This is a genomic window from Halorubrum sp. Hd13, assembly GCF_002252755.1.
Classification (GTDB): Archaea; Halobacteriota; Halobacteria; order Halobacteriales; family Haloferacaceae; genus Halorubrum.
The window spans coordinates 1-21,638 of record NZ_NHOY01000117.1 but is presented as its reverse complement, the minus strand read 5'-3'; the positions used below and the strand labels follow the sequence as shown (position 1 = coordinate 21,638).

General features: G+C 69.0%; 20 protein-coding genes, 2 tRNA genes and 2 pseudogenes. 7 read left to right on the top strand and 17 right to left on the bottom strand.

What is annotated here, in order from left to right:
* Positions 1 to 238 (bottom strand): annotated as a pseudogene (locus DJ81_RS19715) (hypothetical protein); the annotation flags it as partial.
* Between the two features lie 127 nt (positions 239 to 365).
* On the opposite strand from DJ81_RS19715, the gene DJ81_RS16530 reads away from it, so the two are divergent.
* Complete coding sequence (locus tag DJ81_RS16530) at positions 366 to 1,376, top strand: PrsW family intramembrane metalloprotease (RefSeq protein WP_094524084.1); 1,011 nt, start codon at positions 366 to 368, stop codon at positions 1,374 to 1,376.
* A 23-nt stretch (positions 1,377 to 1,399) separates the two neighbouring features.
* Here the strand turns inward: DJ81_RS16530 and DJ81_RS16525 are convergent, their stop codons facing one another.
* The 3 genes from DJ81_RS16525 to DJ81_RS16515 form a co-directional block, all read right to left on the bottom strand.
* Positions 1,400 to 2,380: an ROK family protein gene (locus DJ81_RS16525; protein ID WP_094527600.1), complete on the bottom strand. Its 981-nt coding sequence runs from the start codon at positions 2,378 to 2,380 to the stop codon at positions 1,400 to 1,402.
* A 123-nt stretch (positions 2,381 to 2,503) separates the two neighbouring features.
* Positions 2,504 to 2,962: a universal stress protein gene (locus tag DJ81_RS16520; protein WP_094527601.1), complete on the bottom strand. Its 459-nt coding sequence runs from the start codon at positions 2,960 to 2,962 to the stop codon at positions 2,504 to 2,506.
* A gap of 66 nt (positions 2,963 to 3,028) precedes the next feature.
* Positions 3,029 to 3,925 (bottom strand): hypothetical protein, encoded by an 897-nt coding sequence (locus DJ81_RS16515; protein WP_094590641.1) that lies wholly within the window; start codon positions 3,923 to 3,925, stop codon positions 3,029 to 3,031.
* Between the two features lie 143 nt (positions 3,926 to 4,068).
* Here DJ81_RS16515 and DJ81_RS16510 point away from each other — a divergent pair, with 143 nt between their 5' ends.
* Together DJ81_RS16510 and DJ81_RS16505 are read left to right on the top strand one after the other, a co-directional pair.
* On the top strand, positions 4,069 to 6,402 hold the full coding sequence (locus tag DJ81_RS16510) for a hypothetical protein (RefSeq protein WP_094590639.1): 2,334 nt from the start codon (positions 4,069 to 4,071) through the stop codon (positions 6,400 to 6,402).
* Between the two features lie 56 nt (positions 6,403 to 6,458).
* Positions 6,459 to 7,052 carry a histidine phosphatase family protein gene (locus tag DJ81_RS16505; protein ID WP_094524079.1) on the top strand — a complete coding sequence of 198 codons (594 nt, stop codon included), beginning with the start codon at positions 6,459 to 6,461 and terminating at the stop codon, positions 7,050 to 7,052.
* 21 nt (positions 7,053 to 7,073) lie between these two features.
* Here DJ81_RS16505 and DJ81_RS16500 read toward each other — a convergent pair whose 3' ends face one another.
* The gene (locus DJ81_RS16500; protein WP_094524078.1) at positions 7,074 to 7,457 is read right to left on the bottom strand and encodes a DUF5611 family protein; all 384 of its coding nucleotides are present in this window, start codon (positions 7,455 to 7,457) and stop codon (positions 7,074 to 7,076) included.
* An 80-nt stretch (positions 7,458 to 7,537) separates the two neighbouring features.
* On the bottom strand, positions 7,538 to 8,638 hold the full coding sequence (locus DJ81_RS16495) for a hypothetical protein (RefSeq protein ID WP_094590637.1): 1,101 nt from the start codon (positions 8,636 to 8,638) through the stop codon (positions 7,538 to 7,540).
* Between the two features lie 166 nt (positions 8,639 to 8,804).
* Between DJ81_RS16495 and DJ81_RS16490 the strand changes: the two genes are divergently transcribed.
* Positions 8,805 to 9,119: a 2Fe-2S iron-sulfur cluster-binding protein gene (locus DJ81_RS16490; RefSeq protein WP_094524076.1), complete on the top strand. Its 315-nt coding sequence runs from the start codon at positions 8,805 to 8,807 to the stop codon at positions 9,117 to 9,119.
* A gap of 201 nt (positions 9,120 to 9,320) precedes the next feature.
* Here the strand turns inward: DJ81_RS16490 and DJ81_RS16485 are convergent, their stop codons facing one another.
* Positions 9,321 to 9,515, bottom strand: a complete 195-nt coding sequence (locus DJ81_RS16485; RefSeq protein ID WP_004048101.1) for a cold-shock protein — start codon at positions 9,513 to 9,515, stop codon at positions 9,321 to 9,323.
* Positions 9,516 to 9,702: 187 nt separating this feature from the next.
* On the opposite strand from DJ81_RS16485, the gene DJ81_RS16480 reads away from it, so the two are divergent.
* Both DJ81_RS16480 and DJ81_RS16475 read left to right on the top strand, forming a co-directional pair.
* Positions 9,703 to 10,242, top strand: coding sequence for a hypothetical protein (locus DJ81_RS16480; protein WP_170938353.1), 540 nt, complete (start codon positions 9,703 to 9,705; stop codon positions 10,240 to 10,242).
* Between the two features lie 75 nt (positions 10,243 to 10,317).
* Positions 10,318 to 10,644 (top strand): zinc ribbon domain-containing protein, encoded by a 327-nt coding sequence (locus DJ81_RS16475; protein ID WP_094590633.1) that lies wholly within the window; start codon positions 10,318 to 10,320, stop codon positions 10,642 to 10,644.
* On the opposite strand, the gene DJ81_RS16470 is transcribed toward DJ81_RS16475, so the two are convergent.
* The gene (locus tag DJ81_RS16470) at positions 10,641 to 11,135 is read right to left on the bottom strand and encodes a DoxX family membrane protein (protein ID WP_394338278.1); all 495 of its coding nucleotides are present in this window, start codon (positions 11,133 to 11,135) and stop codon (positions 10,641 to 10,643) included. The genes DJ81_RS16475 and DJ81_RS16470 overlap by 4 nt on opposite strands.
* 368 nt (positions 11,136 to 11,503) lie before the next feature.
* Positions 11,504 to 11,577: transfer RNA gene (locus DJ81_RS16465), tRNA-Phe, on the bottom strand.
* A 282-nt stretch (positions 11,578 to 11,859) separates the two neighbouring features.
* Here DJ81_RS16465 and DJ81_RS16460 point away from each other — a divergent pair.
* A complete protein-coding gene (locus DJ81_RS16460; protein WP_094527608.1) occupies positions 11,860 to 12,819 on the top strand; it encodes a hypothetical protein in 960 nt (319 codons plus the stop codon).
* A 53-nt stretch (positions 12,820 to 12,872) separates the two neighbouring features.
* Here DJ81_RS16460 and DJ81_RS16455 read toward each other — a convergent pair whose 3' ends face one another.
* The 8 genes and pseudogenes from DJ81_RS16455 to DJ81_RS16415 form a co-directional block, all read right to left on the bottom strand.
* Positions 12,873 to 14,021, bottom strand: a complete 1,149-nt coding sequence (locus tag DJ81_RS16455) for a group I intron-associated PD-(D/E)XK endonuclease (protein WP_141212603.1) — start codon at positions 14,019 to 14,021, stop codon at positions 12,873 to 12,875.
* 322 nt (positions 14,022 to 14,343) lie between these two features.
* A tRNA-Pro gene (locus tag DJ81_RS16445) sits at positions 14,344 to 14,414 on the bottom strand.
* 92 nt (positions 14,415 to 14,506) lie between these two features.
* Positions 14,507 to 16,561: a DEAD/DEAH box helicase gene (locus DJ81_RS16440; protein WP_094590629.1), complete on the bottom strand. Its 2,055-nt coding sequence runs from the start codon at positions 16,559 to 16,561 to the stop codon at positions 14,507 to 14,509.
* A gap of 124 nt (positions 16,562 to 16,685) precedes the next feature.
* On the bottom strand, positions 16,686 to 17,216 hold the full coding sequence (locus DJ81_RS16435; protein WP_094527611.1) for a 50S ribosomal protein L16: 531 nt from the start codon (positions 17,214 to 17,216) through the stop codon (positions 16,686 to 16,688).
* An 86-nt stretch (positions 17,217 to 17,302) separates the two neighbouring features.
* Positions 17,303 to 18,091 (bottom strand): endonuclease NucS, encoded by a 789-nt coding sequence (nucS, locus tag DJ81_RS16430; RefSeq protein ID WP_094590627.1) that lies wholly within the window; start codon positions 18,089 to 18,091, stop codon positions 17,303 to 17,305.
* A gap of 363 nt (positions 18,092 to 18,454) precedes the next feature.
* Positions 18,455 to 19,744, bottom strand: coding sequence for an adenosylhomocysteinase (locus tag DJ81_RS16425; RefSeq protein WP_094590625.1), 1,290 nt, complete (start codon positions 19,742 to 19,744; stop codon positions 18,455 to 18,457).
* 114 nt (positions 19,745 to 19,858) lie between these two features.
* A complete protein-coding gene (locus tag DJ81_RS16420) occupies positions 19,859 to 21,169 on the bottom strand; it encodes a DNA primase (RefSeq protein ID WP_094590643.1) in 1,311 nt (436 codons plus the stop codon).
* Positions 21,170 to 21,435: 266 nt separating this feature from the next.
* Positions 21,436 to 21,638: pseudogene (locus tag DJ81_RS16415) on the bottom strand (amidohydrolase); the annotation flags it as partial.

Here is a 21,638-nt window from a genome sequence, read left to right as displayed (position 1 = left end):
GTCGAGCGAGAGGTAGCCGCGGAGGTCGCTCCCGTGGGTGAACAGGTCGACGTCCGCGGTCGGGTGCTCCTGCCGGTCGGCGGTGCTGTGGGCCAGTTCCATGTCCGAGTAGTACGGGCCGTCGGCGGCGAAGAACGCCCGCAGGCGGTCGGCGTCCTCGGCGANNGGCGTCCGCGATCGCGTCCGCGTCGAGCCCCGCCTCGCGGAGCGCTCGCTGCGTCCGTCGGTCGAAGTGCATACCGGCCCTTCGGGCGCCGCGGTTTCAACTCCATCGGCTCGGCGCGGGGCGGGTCCCGCCGGAGGACGACTCCCGATCGGCCGCGGTCCGGCCACGGCTTAAGTCATCCCGGGCCGAACCGGGGCGTATGCCATCCCGGTCGGACCCGGTCCAGTCGCGCGCCGACGACGACCGCGACCTCTACGACGTCGCCACGTGGGAGGAGCGCACCTCTCTCGACGGGCTCTCGGTCGCGCTGTACTGGCTCATCACCCGCTCCGCGAAGGCGCTCGTCGTGTTCGTCGCGCTTCTGGGGCTCCTCGCCATCCTCGGGTCGTTCGGCCTCGGGCTGGTCTTCGACCCCGCCGTCGCCATGCTCGTCGGGCTCTCGGCGATCCCGGCGTTCGGGCTCGCCGCGTACGTGTACGTCTCCGACGTCACGACCGCGGAGCCGCTCTCCCTGCTCGTGGCGACGTTCCTGCTGTCTATCCTGACGGCGACGTTCGCCGCGGTGCTCAACAGCTACGCGCAGCCGCTCTTCTCCCCGCTCGGCTTCCCCGGGATCGTCCTCTTCTTCTTCGTCATCGTCGGTCCCGTCGAGGAGACGGTGAAGCTGCTCGCCGTCCGGCTGTACGCGTACACTGACGACCGGTTCGACGCCGTCGTCGACGGCGCGGTGTACGGGGCGATCGCCGGCCTCGGCTTCGTCGTCATCGAGAACCTCGTGTACATCGCCCGGACGGTCGAGATGTCGGAGCTGACGCTCGGGCTCGCCGTCCTCGGCGCGGGCGACGGGATCACGGCGCTGCGAGCGCTCGCGGGGCCGGGCCACGTCGTCTACTCGGCGTTCGCGGGGTACTACCTCGGACTCGCGAAGTTCAACCCCGAGAACCGCGGTCCGATCGTGGTGAAGGGGCTCGTCATCGCGGCCGCGATCCACGGGCTGTACAACACCCTCGTCGGCCCGGTGACCTCGGTGATCCCCGCGCTCACTCCCATCCCGCGGCTCCCGGCGCTGTTCCTCTTCGTCCTCCTGTTCCAGGGCGCGTTCGGCTACGTCCTCCTCCGGAAGATCTGGCGGTACCGGGACGCGTACGTGGAGACGCGAGACGCGGTCGGCCCGGACGTCGAGCCGGAGCTCACGGAGTTCGAGGATTGACGACGGCCGTTTTTAAAAACCGATCACTCCGGCGGCGAGTCCACGCGCGACCGGTCGCCCGTGCCGCCGGTGAGCGCGCTCGCGAGCGCCCCCTTCACGACGACCTCGTCGCCGAGGTCGGTGAGCTTGACCTCCGGGACGTTGATGAACACCATGTCGGAGAGCTTCTCTCGGATCGGGTCGAGCACCCGGTCCGGGTTGTTGAGCGCGACCGCACCGCCCACGCTCACGACGAGCGGGGCGTACGCGTGGATCACGTTGGCGACGCCCATGGCGTTCCAGTGGGCCACCTGGTCGATCACGTGGTCGGCGAAGACGTCCTCGCCCGCCGCCTCGAACACGTCGACCGCGGAGAAGTCCGGGTCCTCGACGGGGAGCGACGTCTCGATCGGGTCCTCGGCGTGGAGTTCGCGGGCGTACTTCGGGATGTTGTTTCCGGAGCAGTACCCCTCCCAGTGCCCGTCGAGCCCGCACCCGCAGGTCATGAACCCGTGCGGGTCGACGGTCATGTGGCCCACCTCGCCGGCGTTCCCGTCCCACCCCGAGAGCACGTTGCCGTCGACGGCGACCCCGGCGCCGATCCCCGAGGAGATCGTGAGGTACACCATGTCGTCCGGGTTGCGCTCGGCGTGGAACCGCTCGCCGATGACGCCGGCGACGGTGTCGTTGTGGAGGTGGACCTCGTCGGTGCCGAGAAGCTGCGAGACGGGCCCGACGAGCGGGATGCGTTCGACCGTGTCCGGGAGGTTCGCCGGCCCCTGGACGACCCCGGCCGCCAGGTCGAGGGGGCCGATCGAGCCGATCCCGGCCGCGACGACCTCGGTCGGGTCGATCTCGGCGGCCGCGCACGCCCCCCGGACGACGCTCAGCACGGCCTCGGTCACGGCGATCCCGTTCGGACCGCGAGGGGTCCCCTGCGCGTCCGATCCGAGGACCGTCGCGGTGCCGTCGCCGACGACCGCCCGGACGTTCGTCGCCCCCAGGTCGACGCCCACGTAATACATCGGCTAGAACGGCGGACCGGTGTCACTTAAGCGGGACGCTTCCCGAGGCGGTTCGTCCCGTTCGGCGCGCGGTGAGGGCGGCGAGGTGTCGCCCTGACCGGCGCGCGGAGACGGGTCGGTCACTCAGGCGGCGACTTCCCGCACGAAGGTCACCGGGCACGGCGCCGAGAGGATGACCTCCTGAGCGACGCTGCCGAAGACGGCCTTCCCGGTCGGCGACCGGCGCCGCCCGCCGACCACCACGCGGTCGGCCTTGACGGCCGAGGCCGCCTCGACGACCTCGTCGGCGTGATCGCCGACCGCGCCGCGGATCGTGTACGAGACGCCGGCCTCGTCGAGCGCCTTCGCGAGCGCCCGCGTCGTGGTGTGCCGCTCCGCGACCGCGTTCGGCGTCGACCCCTCGCTCGTCGGGTTGACCCCGAGCTTCGACCGGATTCCGTCGAACTCCTCGTCCGAGAACACGTGGGTCAACACGATTTCCGCCCCCGCGGGCTCGGCGACCGCGATGGCCTCCTTCGCGAGCTGCTCTGTTTGTTCCTCGTCTTCGGTTCCGACCGCCAGTAGCACCGTTTCTATGCTCATACCTCCCTTTCGCCGCCCGCCCGGATAAAGCTGTCGAAGTTTTAACTCAGTTCTGAATTAATTTTCTTACGATCGATCCTTACGGTTCTCCCTTGCCTCCGCGTCGTCCTCAGCCGGCGTTCCGGCCGCGTCCGCCTCGGGCGGCTCCGGTTCGCCCGGCGGATCGACGAACAACGGTTCGCCGGTCGGGCGGCCGTAGTCGACGATCCAGTACCGACCGCGGTACGCGCCGACGTTCTCCGGCTTGAGCTCGTCGAAGTGAAACCGGTCGCGGTGCGGCGCCAGCGCCCTCCGAACGCGGTCGAGCGCCTCCTCGCGGACCGGCTCCTCTGGGGGGACCTCCGCCCGCGGCATGACGATCCAGTCGCCGTCGGGGTCGCCGTCGAGGACGGGCAGGAACGGGTGCGACTCGACCGCCGACCAGATCCGTCGCTCTCGTCGGTTCTGCGGGCGCCCGTCGCCCATCTCCGCCGAGGGACCGTACCGCGCCAGCTTCGCGACGAGCGGATCCCCGTGGGTCGGCTCCGGAGTTCCGTCGGTCGGCTTCGGAGTTCCGTCGGTCGGCTTCGGAGTTCCGTCGGTCGGCTTGGCATCCCCGTCGGACGTCCTCGGGTCCCCGCCGATCGATCCGGGAATCCCGACGGCGACGCGACCCGTGCCGACCCCGACGACGTCCGCCGTCGACGTCGCCCCCGACGCGGTCGCCTCCGCCGCCGCTCCCGCCTCGCGGAGCCGCTCCAGCTCCGCGGTCAGTTCGTCGAGGACCTCGCGCTCGCCCGGCGCGAGCTCGTGGAAGTACGTGCGCGCCTCCCCCGCCGGCCACGACCACGTCCGGCCCGCGTACTCCCACTCCGTCTCCTCGACGGCGACTCGCTCGAGCGCGTTCCGGCGGGCCGCTCGCAGGCGACGGGCCGCGGTCGACAGCCGGTCGGCGACCGCCGGCGGGATCGGGTCCTGTCGCATTCGGTCACAGTACCCGGTCCGCGGTCAATAGGTTGTCGTCCACGAGACTCCGCCGCGCATCGCCACGACCGCGCCGCCTCGGCGCCGCCTCGGCGCCGCATCGGCTGCCGAGCGTTTATGTATCGCCTCCGACTCCTTCGCCTATGCCCCGGTGTACCTTCGACGCCGACGAGGTCTCCGTCCCCGGCGACCTCGCCGACGACTGGCGCTGCCCGCGAACGGCCGTCGAGGGAGGCGATCACTGCGCGTTCCACGACCCCGACGCGCTCTCGAACGGGGACGCCGCCGGCGAGCTACTCGAATCCCTCTCTGCGACGCCCGAGGCCGACCTGTTCGCGATTGACCTCGGCGAGCGGCGCTTCGCCCGCGAGCGGAAGCGGTTCGTCGGAGCCCGCCTCTCGGCGCTCGACCTCTCCGACGAGCTGATCGAGCGCGGCGACACACACCCGCTCGACCTCCGCGGCGCTCGAATCGGTGCGCTCGACTGTCACGACGCGCGGATCGAGGCGGACTTCGACCTCGGTGGGTCGCGGATCGGGACCGTCGACGCGACCGACTGCGTCGTCGACGGCGACTGCTCGCTTCGCGAGTCCGCGCTCGGCCCGGCGACGCACCCCGACGCGCGGGTCGACCCGGACGCCGACGGCCTGTGGATCGGGGCCGTCGACGCGGCGGAGCGACCCGCCGACGGCGGCCCCCCGGTCGGTGACGCCGCCTCCACACCGGTGCGGTTCGACGACGCGCGCGTCGGCGGGCGCCTCGTGCTCACCGACGCGGTCGTGAACGGCGACGTCGAGGCGACGGAGTGCGTCGTCGACGGCCGGTTCGAGTTCAAGCGCGGCGCGGTCGAGGGGCGGCTCTACTGCCCGGGACTCACGCTCCGGGGCGAGCGCCACCACGCGAACACCTCCGAGCTCACGCTCCGACTCACCGAGGTGCGCTCGCACGTCGTGCTCGAACACCTCCGGAGCCGGGGGGCGCTCCTGCTGAACGACCTCCACGTCGGGGGCGACCTCCGGCTCGACGCCGTCGACCTCGACGACTCGCTCTGGCTCGGCGCCGTCGACGACGAGTCGACGACGCTCGGCCCCGCGATCGTCGCCGGGAACCTCTCGGTCCGGAACGGCCGGATCGGCGGCGACGCCGACCTCGCGGAGGCGCGGACGGGCACCCTTCCCGGTCCGGTCGTCGACGGCTGCCTCGACCTCTCGGGCACGACCGTCGCGGGCGCGTTGACCTGCACGCCGCGGCTCGCCGACACGACGTTCCCGGTTGCGCGGCTGCGCGGTGTGACCGTCGGCGCCGGCTCGCTCTCGCAGCCGACAGCGAGCGGTCCCGTCGGGTACGACCTCCGGAACGCCACGCTCGGCGACGTCCGACTCGGGACGAACGGCGGGTCCACCGACCGCCTCCACCTCGTCGAGACGACGTTCGACGGCTTCGTCTTCGGACGGAACCGCGACGCCTTCGAGGCGGCCGACTGGCGGATCCACGAGGTCCCGGAGACCGTCGACGGCGACGGCACCGGCTACCGCGGGCTCGCGACGGCCACCGTCGCCGCCGACGCGATGGCGCTCGCGGACGACCTCCTCGCGGCGGCCGCGACGTTCGAGGGGTTCCGGGACGCCCTCTCAGCCGCCGATCCGGTCGACGCGGTCGCGACCCTCGTCGGGGCCCGTGTCGACTTCGCCGCGATCGCCGGAGAGGCCGAGTCGTCCCGCGAATCCGCCCTCCCGGAACCGTTCGACGACCGAGAGAGCGACCGGGTGGGCCTCGTTCGCGGCCTCGCGGCGGTCGCCTCGGACGGCGGGGACGCGGTGAGCCCCGCGCCGACCGCCGTCGTCGCCCTCCGCGACCCCGACGTCCGCGCCGCGCTCGCCCGGGTCGACCCCGACGCATACCCCGCGCACGACCCGGGGAAGGCGGCCGCGCGCGGCGAGTTACAGAGCGCGATCGCCCCGGTGATCGCCGACGTCGACGCGGAGGTCCCCGACGCCGAGACGCTGGTCACCACCTACGTGCTCGCGCGCAACGGCGCGAACCGCGTCGGCGACACGAACGCGGCCTCTCGGTTCTTCCGGAACGAGATGCTCCAGCGTCGACGGGTCCACCGGAAAGAGGCCCGCGCCCGCGGGCCGCCACGGAAGCGCCTCGCCGCCGCGTCCGATTACGTCTCGAACGCGCTGTTCGACCTCAGCTCCGGCTACGGCGAACGCCCCGGCCGAGTGCTCACCTTCTCCGGGAGCGTCGTGTTCGTCTTCGCGGGGGCGTTCGCCGTGCTGCTCCCCGAACCTCCGTACGGGGGCGTCCTCGGGTACGGGCTGTTGAGCTTGGAGTCGTTCGTCGCGCTGATCCTCGGCGGCGGCACGGAGCAGTCCGACTTGGCCGTCCGGCTCGCCGCCACCCTGGAGGGGTTCGTCGGCGCGTTCCTCATCGCGCTGTTCGTCTTCGCGCTGACGCGGTCGCTCGAACGCTGACTGGGACGCGGCTCCGACGACGAAAGGCCCTTGATACGAGACGCCGAGAGTGAACCGTGAGCACGCTGTTCGTCAGACACGGGACGACCGAGTGGAACGAGGCGGGTCGGATCCAGGGGTGGGCGCCCGTCGGGCTCTCCGACGCCGGACGCGAGGAGGCCGCGGCGGTCGCCGACGCCCTCGTTGAGCGCCACGCGGTCGACGCGGTCGTCGCCTCGGACCTCGCGCGGACCGTGGCGACCGCCGAGCCGATCGCCGCGGCGGCCGGGGTCGAACTCGAGACCGACCCGCGGCTCCGCGAGCGCGACTTCGGCGTGTTTCAAGGCCTCTCTTCCGGCTCCTTCTTCGAGCGCTTCCCCGCGTTCGACCTGCTGGAGAACGGACGGGCCGCGGCCGAGCGCGAGCCGGAGAGCGGCGAGAGCTGGCTCTCCGTCCGCGACCGCGTTCTCGACGCGGTCGCGGATCTGCGCGCCCGCGAGGGGACCGTCGTCGCCGTCACGCACGTGAACCCGATCCGGCTCGTCGTCGGCGAGCGCAGAGACCTCTCGGTGGTGCGGTCGCTCACGGAGCTGTCGGCCGACAACTGCTCGGTCACCGAGATCGACGACGCGGGCGCGCTCGTCGGCACGAACGACCGATCGTATAAATAGCGGCGGGGGCCCGGGCTCGACTCAGTAGTCGGGCGCGTCGTCCTCGACCTCGCGCTTCAGCGAGTCGCGGCGGGACTTCGCGTCGCGGCCAGTCGCCTCCAGCAGGAACTCGTTTTTCGCGTCGACCGCGTCGGCGGCGGCGTCGGCGTTCCCCTCGGCGATGACGTCCTCGGCGGGCCGCTCCTCGAAGTGGACCGCGAGCTTGTCCTTCTTTCCACCGTACTCGGCGGCACCGGCCACGATTCGTTCGAAAACGGGATTGTCGGGGTCTTCGACCACGTACAGCTCGTGGCCCTGCCACTCCTCTGTGTCGGAGACCTCGCCGAAGTAGTCCTCGATGGAGCCCTTCAGGTCGGGCATGCGATCGTCCAGATGCTCGCCGCGGCGCATCTTGTACTCCTTCATGCCGCGACCGTTCGACAGGGGGGCGTAAACCAGTTTCGTCACGGGGTGTTCAGGCCGTTACGAGACCCCTCCGGCGCCGATCAGATCGGCCGCTCGGTGACGTAGCCGCGCTTGCACTCGGGGCAGATGTCGCCCGCGCGCATGGAGTTGCCGTCGGCGTCCCGGGTCATCCCGCACTCGGGGCAGTGGTACTCCGTCGTCGTCTCCGAGGTCGACGTCGAGAGGTCCGGGGTCTCCGCGCGGGTGATCCCCGTTCCGGCGTCGACCGGCTCCGCCTCCTCGCCCCGCGGTTCGATCGTGCCGCCGACCTCGTCCGCGTCGCGCTCCGGCGCCTCGACGTACTCCGCGTCTCCGTCTCCGTCCGCCGACTCGGCCGCCTCGGGGGTGAGACCGCCCCCGAACTCCACGCCGCCGGCGTCGCCGTCGCCGACCTCCGCGCTGAACCCCTCGTCCTCCCCGCGCTGTTCGGGCCACGCCGTCGTCGACGGCTCCGGCTCGTCCGCCTCGTCGACCTCCGGCCACGCCCCGCGCTCGCGGTCGGCCGCCGGCTCGTCCGCCTCGTCGAGGATCACGCCGTCGTCGGTCGCCGCGTCCCGCTCGTCGCCCTCCGTCGACTCCGCGGTCTCGACCTCGGGGTACTCCGCGTACTCGTCGCCGCCCCCCAGCGAGCCCGCCTCGTCGTCCGGGCCCGATTCGAGGAGCTCCGCGTCCTCGTCCTCCGCGGGCGCGTCTCCCTCGTCGTCCGCGTCCGCGGCACCGTCTTCGGGTCTGTCGTCGGCCGCCGCGGCCGGTCCGTCGTCGATGATCACGGCGTCGTCGACGTCGTCGGTCGCGTCGACCGTTGGGCCCGCCTCGCCCGCCCCGTCGTCCGTCGCCGCGGCGTCCATCGAGACGGCGTCCGTTCCGACGACGTCCGCCCCGACGCCGCCCGTCGCGCCGCGGTCGTCGTCGACGCCCGGGGTCGCCCCGGCCCCCGCCGTTTCGGCGCCCGCGACGGCCTCGTCGGTCAGTTGCTCCATCGTCGTGACCTCGGTGTTCTCGCTCACGACCTGCGTCTCACCGCAGCGAGCGCAGGTCTTCACCTCGGTGACGGTCGTGACGACCTCGTTCCCGTCCTCCTCGCGCTCGCGCCGTAGTTCGGGCTCGTCGAAGTCGTGCCCGAGCAGACACCTGAGTCCCATTATGTCCGTCCTGCGGTGCCGAGGGTAAAAAACGCCCCGTCCGGCGTCTGACGCCCGGCGTACGCCCGTCTCGTCGGGCGGCCGTTTCGAACCGCGGTCCCGCGCGGGACGCTATCCCCGACCGCAGTACATAGACTCTTTGTGGATCGGTCGCGTACCTTCGGACATGCCGACCGTATCCTATCAGGGAGAGGAGATCGAGTGCGAGAAAGGCGCCGTGTTACGCGACGTGCTGAAGGAGGCCGGACTCTCCGTGTACAACGGCAAGATGAAACAGCTCAACTGCCGGGGTGCGGGGTCGTGCGGGTCCTGTGCGGTCCAGGTCGACGGCGAGGTGAGCGAACCCGGCAAGAAGGAGAAGGCCCGCCTCTGGTTCCCGCCGCACCACCCGAGCCACGACGTCCGACTCGCCTGTCAGACGAAGGTCGAGGGAGACGTTGAGGTGACGAAGGGCCGCGGGCTCTTCGGGCAGCACATCTGAGTCGTCCGTCTCCGGCCGTTGTACGCCGATACTTCGACGCCACCGCTCGCCGTCACCGGCCGAACCGATCGGCGGCGGCGACGCTCGGTGTCGTGATAAGTACCCGCGTCGGACGTGAGTCCGGAGCGGGCAAAAGTCTCGTTGTCGCGTGTCAGAGCCGTGTTCGGCGTCAGCCGGACCGACCCGCCTTATCGGATCGGCTTACTGCCGAACGACGTTGGACGCGCGCGGCCCCTTGGGCGAGGACTCGATGTCGAACTCGAGCTCCTGGCCCTCTTCGAGGTCCGGCCCTTCGACGTCTTCCATGTGGAAGAACACGTCGTCGTCAGCGTCGTCAGTCTCAATAAATCCGTAGCCGCCAGTGTCGTTGAAGAAATCAACCTTTCCGGTCGCCATTGCATCCTAGCGGACGCCCCGTTCGGGCATAAGGATTGCGAGTGTACAGTTACCACGGGTGAAGCCGAACGATTGTTGTCGTTGTGGGCTATTTTTGAGGCGATCGGTGCCCGCGCTCTGGGACTTATCGCGTCACACCGACCGATCCGTCGGTTCTCCGGATCCGGCCGCCGGCGGAGGGACGTTTATGTTCGCCCGCCGCGATCGGCGTGTCGTGTTTCGATCGCTCAGGGAGAACGGACCGGCGTTGCTCGTCCCCGCCGCTTGGACCGTCGTCGCCGCGACGGCGCTCGACGTCGTCTCGACGCGCGCCCTGTTCGTCGCCCACGTCGTCATGAGCGTCCTGCTCGTCGCGTTCGTGATCGCCTCGTGGCGCGACATGGCGAGCGGCGTGCTCCGGGCGTGGAAGCTCGTGATCCTCGCCGGCACGCCCGCGACGCTCGCTGGCCTCGCGGGATTCCTCGCGCTCGGCGACACCGGGACCTCCCCGACCGCCCTGTTGGCCGTCTCGCTGTACGGCTGGGCGCTCCTCCCCGCGGCCGGGTTCGCGTACACCGGACGCCGCGTCGAGGCGGGCGCGCGGATCTACGACGCCGGCGTCGCCTGCTGCGTCGCCGGCGCGGTCGCGATCCCGGCCGCACCCTCGCCGACGTGGACCGCGGTCGGGATCGCGGTCGTCGGACTCGGACAGACCGCCGGCATCCTCGACGCCACGCTTCGGTACTGACCCGCCGCGGCCGCAGTGGACCTTGGTCCGTGCGATCACCCCACAATATCTATGCCTCCGGCCCGTAGGAACCGCGTGATCGACCTCGGCCCGGTGTACCTCGCGGTCGTGGGGACGCTGCTGCTCGTCGCGTTAGGGCTCGGGTTCCGCGTGCTCCGCGGGATCGTCCGCGAGGGGCGCGACCGCCGGACCCGTCGGCAGGCCGGCGAGATGGAGAAGTACACGGAAGACGAGGAGTACGGTGGGCGGCCGTCGGCCGGTTCGGAGGGCGACCGCGCGGCGGTCGAGGAGCGCGACGACTCGAACGGACCGGCCGCGACCTGTCCGAACTGCGGCGCGGCCAACGAGTCGGGATTCGACTACTGCCGTCGCTGTACGACGCCGCTTCGACCCGGGCCCTAGCCCGTCGGCTCCGTCGCCCCTCCCGCCTCGACCTCTGCGTCGCCCTCGGGCTCCGACTCCGGGAGCGCGTGCCACCACGCCCACAGCACTAGCACGGCCTGAAACGGAAGTCTCGCCCACGCGGCCGCCCGCGAGACCCCGGCGAACCGGTCGGGAACGAGATCGGCCGCGACGTCGTCGGTCGCCATGTAGACGTTCGCCGGGAAGACGGCGACCAGCAGCGCGACGATCCCCCACGCCGACGCCCGCCGCGTCCGGTCGAACTGCAGTCCGATCCCGAGGGCGAGCTCCGCGATCCCGGAGCAGTAGACGAGCGCTCGCGGTCGCGGGAACTCGGGCGGGACGGCCCGGGCGAACGAGTCCGGCGCGAGGAAGTGGGTCATACCCGCGACGGCGTATATCGTTCCCATCACGCGGCGGAGGCGGCGCTTCCGTCTCGCGAGCGGGCCGGTGCGGTCGTCGGTGCCGTCGGCGTCGACGTCGTCTCTCACCCGAGCGGATACCGACGGGCGACTAATGAGCGTTCCCCCGGCTTCGACCGATCCGTTTTCCCGACGGTTCGCCCTCCTCACGGGTTTGGAACATGCCGCCTCCCCGATTTGAACACCGGAAGACATCGCTCCGCTCGTCTTCCGAGCCCCCGCTCGCTGCGCTCGCGGGGACGGAGGACAGCTCGATCTTTAGTCGGCGCTTCCGAACTTAGTTCCCACAAAAACAATGCCGCCTCCCCGATTTGAACTCGCCGAGACGCTCGCCCTCGCCCCGCTCGGGCTCGCGACTCGTCTGCTCAAATCGGGTCGGGAACATTTTCACTGCTCACGGTTCAGTCGCTTCGCTCCCTCACGAGTTCGCAGGAAAATGCCGCCTCCCCGATTTGAACGGGGGACAGCTCGATCTTCAGTCGAGTGCTCTCCCAGTCTGAGCTAAGGCGGCTCGCACTCGGACCAACGCCGATTCGAGACAAAAGGATTTCGAAAGGCGGCGGTCCGATCGCCCCGCCGCCTCGGAGCGCGCGACTCGGCCCGCTCCAGAGCGCGCCGACATCGAGCCGAGGCTCCTCGCGCCGACCGCGAACGCCTCCTTCAATCCTCTCGCGGTTGCGTTCGCTTACTTCAAACCACCGTCCGTTGACGCGATAAAACCGAGGTAATCAACTTTAATTCGGGCCTAATATTCTCGGTTTTTACACCCGCCCCGGACCAACGCCGAACTGCGATGAGCCGACACACTCGACGTTCGGTCGTGAAGCTCGCAGGCGCATCGATCGCGGCCGCCGCCGTCCCCGCCGTCGCGTCGGCCGAGGAGACCTCGTCCTCCGACTGGACCGTCGCCGAGACGCCGGTCGACGGGACCCTCCACGACGTCCGGTACACGGCGACGAACCCGCACGCGGTCGGCGCGGGCGGCGTCCTGATCGAGCGGACGGCGGCCGGCTGGGAGACGGTGTTCCGCGGCGGGCCCACGGGCAACGGCAACGGGCTGTACGGCGCCGCCGTCACCGACGACGGCGAGCGGCTCTGGTTCGTCGGCAACAGCGGCGCCGTCGGCGAGTACGACGTGACGACCGGGAACCTGATCGACCGGTCCAAGCCGACGGGCGCCTCCAACCAGTTCAACTCCGTCGCCGTCACGGGTCCCGCGGGCGACGCGGACGTGTACGTCGTCGACGACTCCGGGCTGGTGTACTACAGCTTCGACAACGGCGAGGAGGGTACCTGGAACCACCTCACGCCCGGTTCCGGCTCCGGGATCCCCGCCGTCGAGTTCTACGGCGCCCGCGCGGGAACCCTGATCGACACGAACGGCACGGTGTTCGGCACCGACGACGGCCCGACGTGGGAGGCGTTCGGCATAGAGAACGCCGACACGACCTTCGCCGGCCTCGACGCCGACGCCCCCGACGACGCGACCGTGGTCGGCGGCGGCGGATCCCTCTACGTCTACGACGGCGTCGAGTGGCGGTCGGACCGGATCGCAGAGGCCGGTCTCAAAGACGTGGTCACGAGCGACGCCGGCGGCGTCGCGGTCGGCGGAAGCGGCACCGTCGTCGAGCGCGATGACGGCGCCTGGGGCGTCGTCGACACGCCCTCCGGACAGAACCTCCGCGCCGTCGCGGCGTTCGACGGCGCCCGCGACTACGCCGTCGGCGCCAGCGGGACGGTGTTAGAGCGGTAAGGTTTCCACTCGGTGACTCGACTCTCAGAAGGGTCACCGAATCATGTGTCTGTCTATACTGGCCACATCTTTTCTAACAGGTAATCCTCTGCAAAATTGATCCGACTATCCTCTTTTTCGGGCGGATCTATTCGCAGAGAGACAGAATCCCCGAACGAATCATCTGACACGAGATACCACTCTTCTTTTTCAGGATTCTTGAGCGAATAATAATCGGCATTATCGCCGCTCGCGTTGAACCGGAGTAGCCCGTTCTCGATCCACGCTGTTTCGACGCAGATTCGGAAGTCCAACTGCTTACTGTGGACCTCTGCCGTCTTTTTATCGCTGCACTCCACGCGGCTGTACGACACTTGCCCCTCTCGCAGTCTACTGATGAACTGGGACAGCTCCGGCGTCGGATCCGTCTGCGAAGTCCCGACGACTACTGGTGGCCAGTTGTTCCCGAACTCGTACTCATCTACTGGATTCGATCTGGTCCCTCGCGTATTCTCGCTGTCTACCCGGAAAGAGATTGATTCATTAAACTCATCAGTATGTACAGACAGCAAATCGTCCAAGCCATCGCAGTATACGAGATGGTACTCTGCGGAATTACTCGGCGTGAACCGGACCCGGCCATTCACGATCCATCCGGTTTCGACTCCGATCCGATGTGTTTCACCGTCTGTGTCCACGAACAACAGATTCCGGCTGTCCTCTCTGATCGGATCAATATACACCGAACCCTCTACGCTCTCAAGCGCATCGATAGCTGCAGAGACCGCTGAGTCACCCTCGTTGTGGCCGTCGGGTGGCCACTGGTGATCGAGCCGATAGTCATCAGCCCAATTGATCTGACTGGTCTTTCGAGTAGGCGTGTCGATGCGCAAGTGCATCGAGGTACCAACTTCCTCTGAATCGATAAAATAGGTCTCCTCTGTTTCGTCGCAGTATACGAGAAAGCAGTCGACATCGTCGCCGTACTCCTTGTACACATGCCCGGACGAATTCGTGTGTTGACTTACTCCTTTGAATCGAATTACCCCGTCTTTCAATCGCCCCGTTTTGATCTGTCCGCGCAGCAGACCGCCGTCTGGTTTTTCCAAGATAACGTCGTATCTTTCGTTGTCGCCTACCGGCGTTGATACGCTAATATTGCGCTTCTTCAGTTCCGTAATGACGATTTGTTCGGTGAGATCGCCTTGCCTGTGTGATTCCATATCTGCCGTGATTCGTTATCCCGTTTGAAAGTCATGGCACTTACATTTGTGTATTTGCAAACTATGCCGATCGAACAGCGCCAAACAATTACCAGATTGGTGCGTAAACTGAGTGTGGCCCGAACACGCGCTCTCCTCACCGAAACCGAACGCGAACATCTCAGATCAGAGACGGCCAGCTCGAACCAGTATCAAGCTGTGTCTCGAATTCGGAACCGAATACACGAAGAACTCCAGACCGATCTAGCGGTTCTCGAAAAACACCATCCAGAGCTGTATAAGGAGCTTGCGCAGATCGTCTGTGACGGCGAAGAGTAGTAGATGGGGCCGCTGAGAGTCGAACTCAGGTCCACTGCACCCAAGGCAGCGAGGATACCACTACCCCACGGCCCCGTACCTGCACATACCCGCATCGGCCGGTAAAGCGTTTCGTTGCGCGGTCAAGGCTGTTCTCAACCGCGGCCGCCCCGCGACGGCCTGCCGCTTCACTCCTCGTCGTCGCGCAGTTCGAGATCGGCGACGATCTGGTACGGGTCCGTTCCCGTCCGGATCGCGTCGAGGATGAAGAACGCCTCGTCGGGCGCGAGGAAGTGCCGCGTGACGCCGCGGCCGAGCGGCGTCGGATCGAAGCCGTCGATGAACTCCCACTCCAGCAGCTTCCCGATCGCGTGTTTCGTCGGCACCTCGCCGATCATCCGGTCGTTGAGCCGCTTGGCCTTCTTGCCGGCGACGACGACGTTCGCCAGCGTCTCCTCGACGGCGGCGGCCTCGTCGTAGTGGGTCGCCACGTCCTCCATCTCCCCTTTCAGCAGGGTGAACGCGACCTCGTCTTCGGTGCGGTCCATGGAGTTGTGATAGACGCCGTCGGGCTCGACGAGGAGGTAGACGCGCCCGCGGTCGTGGTAGTCCGGCCGTCCGGCGCGCCCGAGCATCTGGGAGAACTCCTGGACGGAGAGCCACTCGATCCCCATCGCCAGCGAGTCGAAGATCACCTGCGAGGCGGGGAAGTCGACGCCGGCGGCCAGCGCCGCGGTGGTGACGACCGCGGAGAGGTCCTGGTTCCCGAACTGGCGTTCGACCTGCTTCCGGCGTTTGTAGTCGAGGCCGGCGTGGTACGGCGCGGAGTCGTATCGGAGCTTCCGGCTGATCTCGTGGCAGCGCCGCCGGGAGTTCGTGAAGACGATCGTCTGTCCGCGGTACCCCTTCGACGACTTCGTGTCGAACTCCCGCTTCACGAGCTTGTCGGCGATCTGCGCCTTCTCACGGCTGTCCGCGAAGGTGACGTGCCGCTCGATGGGAACGGGGCGCTCCTCGTACTCGATGAGGGTCGCCCGGAGCTTCTCGGCGAGCCACTCCGGGTTCCCGACCGTCGCGGAGAGGTAGACGAACTGCGTGCCGCCGTATCCCGAGTGCGTCTCCATCCGATTCTCGCTGTAGTACTTCAGCCGGGAGATGAGGCCGTCGAGCCGGTGGCCGCGCTCGCCCTCCTTCAGCGTGTGGACCTCGTCGATGACGACGGTGCCGACGTCGCCGAGGTCCTTCCCCGTCCGGAGCGCGTGGTCGATCCCCTCGTAGGTGCCGACGATCACGTCGGCGTTCGGGTCGAAGCGGTTGCCGTCGTCGTTCACGCGCGAGGAGCCGACGCGGATCGAGACGTTGAGCCGGTCGCCGTAGCGGTCTTTGAAGTCCTCGTGCTTCTGGTTGGCGAGCGCGACGAGCGGGACCAGAAAGAGGAGCTTCCCCTCCCCCTTCAGCGCCCGGTCGATCCCGGTCAGCTCCCCGACCAGCGTCTTCCCCGTCGCGGTCGCGCTCACGACGAGCTGGTCGTCCCCCTCGAGGAGGCCGTTTCGCACGGAGAGGCTCTGGACCGGGAGCAGCTCCTCGAAGCGCCCCTGGAGGTGCGCGGAGAGGTCCGAGTGGAGATCGAGGTCCTCGGTGCGCACGGGGCTCACGTCGTCGACGTTGGCGGAGACCTCGTCGTACTTGGTGAGGTCGGGGTCGAGCCCGCCCTGCAGGAGGTTGACGATCCGATCGAGGTCGCCGGACTCGTAGAGTAGCTCCTCCAACCGCTCCTCGGCGGCGCCCGTGAACTCGCCTTTATACGAGAGCTCCCGTTCGAGCTCTCTGCGGGCGCAGTCCCGGCAGATCAGCTCGTCGTTGTGTTCGACCGCGGTCTCGCTCGTGATCGGCCCGTATCGCCCGTCGTTCGCGCAGCGACGGCAAGTCCGGACGGCCATCGCCTCCAGCTGGTAGCCGTCGAGCATCGCCTCCAGCCGCTTCCGGTTCTCCGGCGACGTCTGCTCGGAGATGCGGATCCGGTCGGCCGCGCGGGCGAGGTCGACGAACTCGTCCGGACGGCGGGGGTGGTCCTCGCCGTCGCGGATCACGCGGAACTTCCCCGGGCGCGGGCCCGCGGAGGTCTCCTTGAGTTCGAGCCGCCCGCGGAGCACCCTGTTCCCGTCCCGGTTCGCGACGACGGTGTAGTCGCTCCGCGCCTCGTGGAGGAACAGCGTCTCGACCTCGGCCAACTGCTGTGACACTGGCCGTTGATACGCGAGGAAGGTATTTCAGGAGTTCGGCTCGCCGTGCGGCGGCTCTCGCGTCACCGCGTCCGGCCGCACCGCTCGGGGCGTGAGAACCGCGCCTCGAAAAAGACCGGCGGGGTTACGAGACGAGGAGCTTCTCGCCGCGGTCGACCGTGATCCGGCACGGGGGCGAGAGCTTGTTGTACGCGCGCCGGAACGCCTCCTTCACGACGGACGCCTGCTCGACGTCGCAGTAGGCGGTGAAGACGATGTCGTCCGCGTTCAGGCGGGCGGCCGTCCCGACCGGCTTGCCGAACGCCTGCCGCATCCCGTCGGAGACGCGGTCCGCGCCGGCGCCGGTCGCCTGCTTGTTCTCCCGGATGACTTGGTGGGGAAACTTGCGGAGGGTCATCTTGTAGTTACCCTCGCCGAGCTCCTTGATCAGGTGACGGTTCGCCGAGAGGCGCGCGCTCTCGAGCGAGCCGTGGCGGATCTGGAGCTCCTCCTCGACGCGGAGGCTGATCTGGACGGGGTAGTCGTCCGGCTCGGCGGAGAGGTCGCCCATGTTGTGCTGGGCGATCTTCGAGCCGGGGATCCCGGTGATGTACTCGCGGCGGGTGAACGACGGCTTGTCGATCGTCCGATACATAGAGGCGGGTTTGTCAGACATGGCTACTTGCCCGATGTAGCCCGCGCTGCGGCGATAAACCCTTCGATACCGCGGCGTCGTCGGTCCGTTTCACGGCGCTCGCCGCCTCACTCCTCGGGCGTCGGTTCGAGCGCGACGTGATCGAACCCCTGGTCCGCCAGCCGCTCGGCGGCCCGGTCCGTGACCGAGGGCGCGACGAGGACTCCGCGGACGATGGTCCCGCCGTCGCCGTCGCCGAGCGCGTCGCCGTCGCCGAGCGCGTCGCCGTCGGCGTCGGCGTCCGCCGGCCCCAACTCCTCGCGGAGCGCCCGCACGTACCGCGCGAGCTGGCCGACAGCGTCCGGGCCGACCCGCCGGCGCTTCAGCTCGACGACGACCGGGTTGCCGTCGCCGTCGACGCCGAACACGTCCATCGGGCCGGCGCTGGAGGGGCGCTCGGTCGCCTTCGGCTCGAACCCCGGTTCGACGAGTTCGGGGCGCTCCAGGATCCGGGTCCGGAGGTCCTCCTCGCTGCCGTGGAGCGCGAGGTCGCGCCCGCCGGTGACCGCCATCGCGGAGAGCTGGTGGACCCGGTCGAAGCGGACCGTGAGCGTCTCGTCGGGGTTGGTGCGCGTCGAACGCACCCGGAGCCGCCCCTCGCGGACCGCGGCGTGGTGCTCGGATCCCGGGGGCTGCCAGTTCACGGGCTGGTGTCCCTCGTCGGTGTGCACGAGGGCGGCCCCGTCGGGCTTCAACACGAGCAGGCGGTCGCCGGCGCCGAGGTCGGACGCGGCGCGGCCCTCGTAACTGACCGTGCAGCGCCCGAAGACGCTGATCAGGTCGCCGCGCTCGAAGGCGTCCTCCAGCTCCCAGAGGGCCTCGCGGTGGCTCGGGTCGTGGACGCTCGTGACTGTCACTACTACTCGTACGTGGTTGTCGCTCAAAAAGGAAGCGCGGTCGACTGTTTATAAATGATCGGGGATGGATCGGCGGAGAACGCCTCCAAAGCCCCAGCCGCGAAGGCGGGCGCACGCTCGCTGCGCGCCTCACTCGGTCGTTCGCTTCGCTCACTCCCTCGCTACGGTGCTTACGTCGCCTGCGCCCGCCTTCGCGGCTGCCCCTTTGAGTCCCACCCGACCACACCGCGACCGCACCACACGCCTCCCCAGCCTCGCGGCTCCCTCCGGTCGCCGCGTCCCTCGCACGCGCTCCTCGTGGCCTGTCGGCCACTCGGAGGCGCGCGCCACCGCACAAATCTGATTATAAACGCCGCCGCCGCGTTAGGTCCCGTGCTCCCAGCTGTCCATGTACTCGCGCTGCTCGTCGGTGAGGTCGTCGTGTTCGACGCCCTCCGCGGCGAGCTTGATCTCGGCGACCTCGCGGTCGAGCTCGTCGGGCACGTCGTGGACGCCGGGCTCGTAGCTCCCGCCGTTCGCGGCCAGCTCGCGGACGACGACCGCCTGGACGCCGAAGCTCTGGTCCATCACCTCGACCGGGTGGCCGAGCGAGATGGGCGCGGCGAGGTTGACGAGCCGCCCCTCGGCGAGCACGTTGAGGACGCGGCCGTCGTCCAGCTCGAACCCCTCGACGCCGTCGCGGACCTCGTAGCGGTCCACGGCGAGGTCGTCGAGGTCGTCGAGGTTCACCTCGACGTCGAAGTGGCCGGCGTTGGCGAGGAGGACGCCGTCGTCCATCTCCTCGAAGTGCTCGCGGGTGATCACGTCGCGGTTGCCGGTCGTCGTGATGAACACGTCGCCCTTCTTCGCCGCCTCCCGCATCGGCAGCACCTCGTAGCCCTCCATGTGCGCCTCCAGCGCCTTGCGGGGGTCGACCTCGCAGACGATGACGTTCGCGTTCTGGCCCGCGGCCTTCTTCGCGACGCCCTTCCCGCACTGGCCGTAGCCGCCGACGACGACGTTCTTGCCGGCCCACGAGAGGTTCGTCGTCATCGCGATGGTCGCGAGCGACGACTCGCCGGTCCCGTGGACGTTGTCGAACAGCTGTTTCATCGGCGTGTCGTTCACGGCGAAGACGGGGTACTTGAGCTCGCCGTCGGCGTCCATCGCGCGCAGGCGCTGGACGCCCGTGGTCGTCTCTTCGGCGCCGCCGACGATGGAGTCGATCAGCTCGGGGTACTCCTCGTGGACGAGCTTCACCATGTCCATCCCGTCGTCGACGGTGACGGTCGGGTCGTGGGCGATGCAGGCGTGCATCGCGTCGTAGTACTCCTCGTCGTCGACGCCGCGGACCGCGTAGGAGGTGATCGACTCGTGGGTGTCGAGCGCGGCCGACACGTCGTCGTGGGTCGAGAGCGGGTTGCACCCGGTGATCGCCACTTCGGCGCCGCCGTCGGCGAGCAGTTCGACGAGGTTCGCCGTCTTCGCCTCGACGTGCATCGCCATCGCGATCGTCTCGCCCGCGAGCGGTTGCTCGTCGACGAACTCCTCGCGGAGCGCATTCAGGATCGGCATGTGCTGGAGCGCCCAGTCCATCTTCCGGCGCCCCTCCTCCCGGGCCGTCTCGAGGTCCGAGAGGTGCTTCGCCACCGGCGGATACGCGGTTTCGCTCATGCCTCTCGGTTCGCTCACGGCGCACTAAACCCTGCCGACACCGGGTCGCGTTGAAAACGCTGAAAAGGGATCCGCGTCGGTCGCGTCTCGGTTACCGCGTCGCTCGCGCGTCAGTTACGGCGGGCCGTTGCCGTTCCCGTTACCCGGGCCGCCAGCGCCGTCGTCGTCATCGTCTTCGTCGTCGTCCGCTTCCTCGTCGTCATCCTCCGCGTCGCTCTCTTCTTCCGCGTCGTCGTCCGCGTCGTCCGCGTCGTCCGCGTCGTCGCCCTCGTCGTCGCCGTTACCGGCGTGCTCCGGGGGACCCTGTTCGCCGTCGTTGCCCTGCCCCGCGTGGTCGGGCGCGTTGCCGTTGCCGTTACCGGGCGCGTCGCTCTCGTTCTCGGCGGTGTCATTCTCGGCGTCGTCCGGGCCGCCGGGGCCGCCCGCGTGGTCCGGCGCGTTACCCGGGTTGTTCTCCGTCACGAAGTCCGAGACGGCGTCGCCGATGCCGCCCTCGCGGTCGCCGATCTGCTCGACGAACTCGCGGACGAGCTGTCCGAACGGCCGGTCCTCCGCGGCCCCCTCGCCGGTCGTCAGGTCGACCGTCGTCGAGACGGTGCCGTTCCCGAACTCGGCGGTCACGTCGACCGTGACGTTCTCCTCGGCGGCGGGGAGCGTGACCGTGCCGTTCGCGTCGGTCTCGTAGTCGCCCTCGCCGACGTAGGTGACGTTCTGACCGTCGGCGGTGGTGACGTTCACGGAGGCGTTCTCGGCGGCCTCGCCGTCGTCGGTGACCGTGACGACGGGCTCGCCGTCGGTGTTCTCGACGTCGACTTCGAGGCCCTCGGGCGCCTCGAGGTCGACCGTCGTCGAGACGGAGTCGTTCTCGTGCTCGGCGGTCACGTCGATCGTGACGTCCTCCTCGGCGGCGGGGAGCGTGACCGTGCCGTTCTCGTCGGTCGCGTAGTCGCCCGTGCCGGCGTAGCTGGCGTTCTCGTCGGCGGTCGTGACGTTCACCGAGGCGTTCTCGACCGCGGTGTCGTTGTCGGTGACCGTGACGACGGGCTCGCCGTCGGTGTTCTCGACGTCGACTTCGAGGCCGTCGGGCGCCTCCAGATCGGCCGTCGCGGAGACGGAGTCGTTCTCGGCGGTGGCGGTCACCTCGACCGTCACGTCCTGCTCGGGGACGGGGAGGTCGACGGTGCCGTTCGCGTCCGTCTCGTACTCGCCCGCTCCCGCGTACGACTCGTTCTCCGCGTCGACCACGCTCACGTTGACCGTGGCGTTCTCGACCGCGGTGCCGTTCTCGTCTGTCACCGTAACCGTCGGCTGCTCGCCGTCGTCGTCGACGGCCACTTGGAGGTGGCCGTCGGCGGCGGCGACGCCGGTCATCGCGCCGAGCGCGACGACCGCGACCAGTAGGATGGCTGTCGTGCGTTCTCTCATGTCCACCTGAGGCCACTGGCCCTCTACATATAAATAGAGAGTTCAGTTAAGCCGGTTTAAACCGGATTTTATCCGACTTAGCGGCTCTGTGTCGGTAGTTTTGTGTTTTACCGGCACTTCGGCGGTAATCGGTCCATATTGCCTCCGATCCGAGCGCCGATGACGCCGGTCCGCGGCTCGGACGCGGCTCGGACGCGGTGCGACCGCGCTCGCTATTCGCTGGTGTGCTCGCTTCGTCGCGGCGCTCCCGTTCGTCGACGCGATCGCTATTGGTCGACGCGGTCGACGAGGTCGGCGGCGGCCTCGGCCGCGCGCTCCTGAACCGCATCGGCGTCGAGCGTCAGCACCTCTCGGTCGCGCATCAACACCTCGCCGGCGCAGACGGTGTGCCGCACGTCGCTCCCGCGCGCCGCGTACGCGAGGTGCGAGACGGGGTCGTGGACGGGCGTGAGGTGCGGGGCGTCGAGGT

Bases quoted from the DNA above. Each gene is read 5' to 3' on its own strand.
- DJ81_RS16425 (WP_094590625.1), bottom strand. From the start codon at position 19,744: ATGAGCGAAACCGCGTATCCGCCGGTGGCGAAGCACCTCTCGGACCTC.
- DJ81_RS16485 (WP_004048101.1), bottom strand. From the start codon at position 9,515: ATGGCGACCGGAAAGGTTGATTTCTTCAACGACACTGGCGGCTACGGA.
- DJ81_RS16420 (WP_094590643.1), bottom strand. From the start codon at position 21,169: ATGAGAGAACGCACGACAGCCATCCTACTGGTCGCGGTCGTCGCGCTC.
- DJ81_RS16495 (WP_094590637.1), bottom strand. From the start codon at position 8,638: ATGGGACTCAGGTGTCTGCTCGGGCACGACTTCGACGAGCCCGAACTA.
- DJ81_RS16510 (WP_094590639.1), top strand. From the start codon at position 4,069: ATGCCCCGGTGTACCTTCGACGCCGACGAGGTCTCCGTCCCCGGCGAC.
- DJ81_RS16520 (WP_094527601.1), bottom strand. From the start codon at position 2,962: ATGAGCATAGAAACGGTGCTACTGGCGGTCGGAACCGAAGACGAGGAA.
- DJ81_RS16515 (WP_094590641.1), bottom strand. From the start codon at position 3,925: ATGCGACAGGACCCGATCCCGCCGGCGGTCGCCGACCGGCTGTCGACC.
- DJ81_RS16460 (WP_094527608.1), top strand. From the start codon at position 11,860: ATGAGCCGACACACTCGACGTTCGGTCGTGAAGCTCGCAGGCGCATCG.
- DJ81_RS16490 (WP_094524076.1), top strand. From the start codon at position 8,805: ATGCCGACCGTATCCTATCAGGGAGAGGAGATCGAGTGCGAGAAAGGC.
- DJ81_RS16530 (WP_094524084.1), top strand. From the start codon at position 366: ATGCCATCCCGGTCGGACCCGGTCCAGTCGCGCGCCGACGACGACCGC.
- DJ81_RS16435 (WP_094527611.1), bottom strand. From the start codon at position 17,216: ATGTCTGACAAACCCGCCTCTATGTATCGGACGATCGACAAGCCGTCG.
- DJ81_RS16480 (WP_170938353.1), top strand. From the start codon at position 9,703: ATGTTCGCCCGCCGCGATCGGCGTGTCGTGTTTCGATCGCTCAGGGAG.
- DJ81_RS16525 (WP_094527600.1), bottom strand. From the start codon at position 2,380: ATGTATTACGTGGGCGTCGACCTGGGGGCGACGAACGTCCGGGCGGTC.
- DJ81_RS16500 (WP_094524078.1), bottom strand. From the start codon at position 7,457: ATGAAGGAGTACAAGATGCGCCGCGGCGAGCATCTGGACGATCGCATG.
- DJ81_RS16455 (WP_141212603.1), bottom strand. From the start codon at position 14,021: ATGGAATCACACAGGCAAGGCGATCTCACCGAACAAATCGTCATTACG.